Source organism: Paenibacillus sp. (genome assembly GCF_035645235.1).
Classification (GTDB): Bacteria; Bacillota; Bacilli; order Paenibacillales; family YIM-B00363; genus Paenibacillus_AE.
The window spans coordinates 1-4,043 of record NZ_DASQMZ010000015.1 but is presented as its reverse complement, the minus strand read 5'-3'; the positions used below and the strand labels follow the sequence as shown (position 1 = coordinate 4,043).

Annotated in this window: 4 protein-coding genes; all 4 read right to left on the bottom strand. The window is 62.6% G+C overall.

Going from position 1 to position 4,043, the window contains the following annotated elements:
* Window positions 1-1,063, bottom strand: a 1,063-nt coding sequence (carB, locus tag VEZ38_RS01330) for a carbamoyl-phosphate synthase large subunit (RefSeq protein WP_324891177.1), incomplete at its 3' end; no start/stop codon positions are given.
* Between the two features lie 6 nt (window positions 1,064-1,069).
* Complete coding sequence (gene carA, locus VEZ38_RS01325) at window positions 1,070-2,197, bottom strand: glutamine-hydrolyzing carbamoyl-phosphate synthase small subunit (protein WP_324891175.1); 1,128 nt, start codon at window positions 2,195-2,197, stop codon at window positions 1,070-1,072.
* Window positions 2,187-3,497 (bottom strand): dihydroorotase, encoded by a 1,311-nt coding sequence (locus VEZ38_RS01320; RefSeq protein ID WP_324891173.1) that lies wholly within the window; start codon window positions 3,495-3,497, stop codon window positions 2,187-2,189. The genes carA and VEZ38_RS01320 overlap by 11 nt, the downstream gene beginning before the upstream one ends.
* 72 nt (window positions 3,498-3,569) lie before the next feature.
* A partial coding sequence (gene pyrR, locus VEZ38_RS01315) for a bifunctional pyr operon transcriptional regulator/uracil phosphoribosyltransferase PyrR (RefSeq protein ID WP_324891171.1) occupies window positions 3,570-4,043 on the bottom strand: 474 nt, incomplete at its 5' end.

The window sequence follows — 4,043 nt, the reverse complement described above, 5'->3', positions numbered from 1 at the left end:
ATACGATATAGTCGAGCGTCGGCTCGAAGCAAGCGTACGTCTGCTTCGTGACCGGGTTTTGCAGCTCGTCGAGCGTGTAGCCGACGGCGATCTTCGCCGCCATCTTGGCGATCGGGTAGCCCGTCGCTTTCGACGCGAGCGCCGAGGAGCGGCTGACGCGCGGGTTGACCTCGATGACATAATATTGGTACGAATGCGGATCCAGCGCGAATTGCACGTTGCAGCCGCCCTCGATGTTAAGCGCGCGGATGATTTTCAGCGACGCGGTGCGCAGCATCTGGTATTCGCGGTCGGACAGCGTCTGGCTCGGCGCGACGACGATGCTGTCGCCCGTATGGACGCCGACCGGATCGAAGTTTTCCATGTTGCAAACGACGATGCAGTTATCGTTCGCATCGCGCATGACCTCGTATTCGACTTCCTTCATGCCGGCGATGCTCTTCTCGACGAGACATTGCCCGATCGGCGAGTACCGCAGGCCCGAGGAGACGATCTCGACGAGCTCTTCTTCCGTGTGGCAGATGCCGCCGCCTGTGCCGCCGAGCGTGTACGCCGGACGCACGATGATCGGGTAGCCGATTTCGCTCGCGAAGTCGACCGCCTGCGGCACCGTCGTGACGATCACGCTCTCCGGCACCGGCTGCTCGAGCTCGCGCATCAGATCGCGGAACAGGTCGCGGTCTTCCGCCTTCTCGATCGCCGTCAGCTGCGTGCCGAGCAGCTTGACGTTCTCCTTTTCCAATACGCCCGCTCTCGCGAGCTCTACCGCCATATTGAGGCCCGTCTGTCCGCCGAGCGTAGGCAGGAGCCCGTCCGGGCGCTCCTTGCGGATAATGCTCGAGACGAATTCGAGCGTAATCGGCTCGATGTAGACGCGATCCGCCATGTTCGTATCCGTCATGATCGTCGCCGGATTGCTGTTGATGAGAACGACTTCGTAGCCTTCTTCTTTCAGCGCTTGGCACGCCTGCGTGCCGGCGTAGTCGAACTCGGCCGCTTGGCCGATGACGATCGGGCCGGAGCCGATGACCAGGATTTTCTTGAGCTTCTCGTTTTTAGGCATCTGATCTCAACCCTTTCTCGCGAGCAATTCGAGCTCGGTTTGGCGCGCCGTCTTCGGCCGCTCCTCATGGAATTTGCGAACCATCGTCAGGAAGTCGTCGAACAGGTAGCTCGAATCGAACGGACCCGGCGACGCCTCCGGATGGTATTGCACCGAGAAGGCCGGCAGCGTCGCATGCTTCAGCCCTTCGATCGTGCCATCGTTGTTATTGATATGCGTCGTGACGAGGCCGGTGCCTGCGAGCGACGATTCTTTCACGGTATAACCGTGGTTTTGCGATGTAATGTAGCATCGGCCGGATTCGAGATCCTTCACCGGGTGGTTGCCGCCGCGGTGGCCGAACTTCAGCTTCTCCGTGTCGGCGCCGCAGGCGAGCGCAAACAGCTGGTGGCCGAGGCAGATGCCGAAGATCGGAAGCGTGCCGAGCAGCTGTTTCACCGTCTCGACCGCGTGCGGCACGTCCTTCGGGTCGCCGGGGCCGTTCGAGAGCAAGATGCCGTCCGGACGCAGGCGAAGAATTTGCTCCGCCGTGGCGTCATGCGGCACGACGACGACGTCGCAGTCACGTCGCGTCAGGTCGCGCAGGATGCCGCTCTTCGAGCCGAAATCCATCAGCACGACGCGCTGATCCTTGCCGGGCGAGTTGTAGACGCTCTTCGTGGAGACGCGGGATACTTGGTCGCGGATCAGCTCCGACGCGCCGAGCCGCTCGCTCAGCTCCTCCACGCGCACGTCGCCCGTCGCGATAATGCCCTTCATCGTGCCGTGGCTGCGAATTTTCCGCGTCAGCATGCGCGTGTCGATGTCGCTGATGCCGACGATGCCGTACTCCTTCAGCATGTTGCCGAGCGAGTATTGGGCGCGCCAGTTGCTCGGCACCTCCTCGTGGCGCCGCACGACGAAGCCGTGCACGAACGGGCGCACCGCTTCGAAATCGTCGCGCGTGATGCCGTAATTGCCGATGAGCGGAAACGTCATCGTCACGATTTGACCGCAGTAGGACGGGTCGCTGAGCACTTCCTGGTATCCCGTGATGCCCGTATTGAATACGACCTCGCCGACCTGCTCGCCTTCTCCTCCGAACGAGGTGCCTTCGAACAGCGTGCCGTCTTCCAAGTACAATTTAGCTAACAAACTCGCCACTCCCCTTCTCCAGCTCTGACCATACGATGTTGCCGCCAAGCATGGTAAGCTTCGGCCAGCCTTTCAAACTCCATCCCGCGAACGGGGTGTTTTTGCCTTTGCTCGCGAACGTCGACGGATCGACTTTGCGTTCTTCCTCGAGATCGATGATCGTCACGTCGGCGGGCGCCCCGACCTCGAGCCGCCCCGTCGGCAGGCCGAACAGCTGCGCCGGCTTGCTCGTCAAGCGTTCGAGCACGAAAGGCAGCGTCCAACGTCCCGTCGCCACGAACTTCGTGTACAGCAGCGGGAACGCCGTCTCGAGCCCGACGATGCCGAACGGCGCTCGATCGACGCTTCGCGACTTCTCTTCCTCGCTGTGAGGCGCATGATCCGTTACGAAAATGTCGATCGTCCCGTCCTCCACCGCCGCGATCATCGCTTCGACGTCGCGCGGGGTGCGAAGGGGCGGGTTCATTTTCCAATTCGCGTCCTCCGCGCTCGGAATATCCTCGTCGCTCAGCAGCAGATGGTGCGGGCAAACTTCTGCGGTGACGTTGATGCCGACCTGCTTGCCGAGGCGGATCAGCCGCGTCGACTGCTCCGTCGAGACGTGGCAGACGTGATAGTGCACGCCGGTCGCCTCGGCGAGCAGGATGTCCCGCCCGACGTGGATCGCCTCCGATTCGTTCGGGATGCCTGGAAGTCCGTGCTTCTTAACGAACTCGCCTTCGCTGAAGGCCGCGCCGCCCGGAAGCAGCGTGTCGTCCTCGCAGTGCGCGATGATCGGCATGCCGAGCGCGGCCGCCCGCCGCATCGCTTCCTTCATCATGCCCGCGCTTTGGACGCCTACCCCGTCGTCGGTGAAGCCGATCGCGCCGGCCGCTTTCAACGCCTCGTAGTCCGCCAGCTCGCGGCCGAGCTCGCCGAGCGATATGCAGCCGTACGGCAGCACCCGGGTCAAGCCGACGCTTCTCCCGCGCTCGACGACCTTCGCGACCGTCTCCGCCTTATCGAGCACCGGCCGCGTGTTCGGCATGCAAGCGACCGTCGTGAAGCCGCCCTTCGCCGCCGCTCTGGAGCCCGTCTCAATATCCTCTTTATATTCGAACCCCGGCTCGCGGAAATGCACGTGCATATCGATCAGGCCCGCCGTTACAAGTCTGCCGCCCGCGTCGACGACCTCGTGCCCGTCCGTCGCGACCGCCTTCGCCGCGTCCCCTCGCGCGATGTCGGCGATGACGCCGCCCTCCGCCAGCACCGCGACGGCCTCTCCATCGGCCGTCCTGCCGTTAACGATCCATGTCCCCATACCGGTTACTCCCTTCATCCGTTGCTTCGACTTCTGCCGCGTTCGTTGCATCGGTTCTCTTTTTTGACTAGCTCAATCCCCTTCGAGCCTCGAGATCGTCACCTCGTCCTTGTCGTCCACCTCGCACAAACTCACCTCGATCGACTCCAGTTTGGAGGTCGGCACGTTCTTGCCGACGTAATCGGGTCGAATCGGCAGCTCCCGGTGGCCTCGGTCGACGAGCACCGCAAGTTGAATCATTTGCGGACGCCCGCAAATGATGAGTGCGTCCATCGCGGCGCGAACCGTGCGGCCGGTGTACAACACGTCGTCGAACAAGACGATCTTTCGCCCCGCGACGAGCGCCGGATCGACCGCTTGCCCCGAGGCCGGCTTCGCCGTCCCCGCGCCGACGTCGTCGCGGTAGTTCGTGATGTCGATTTCGCCGACCGGCACGACCTGCCCTTCGATTTCGGCGATTTTTTCGGACACCCGGCGGGCCAAGTAGATGCCTCTGGTCCGGATCCCGATAAACGTACAATTGTCAACGCCCTTATTTTTTTCCAA

Bases quoted from the DNA above. Each gene is read 5' to 3' on its own strand.
- VEZ38_RS01320 (WP_324891173.1), bottom strand. From the start codon at position 3,497: ATGGGGACATGGATCGTTAACGGCAGGACGGCCGATGGAGAGGCCGTC.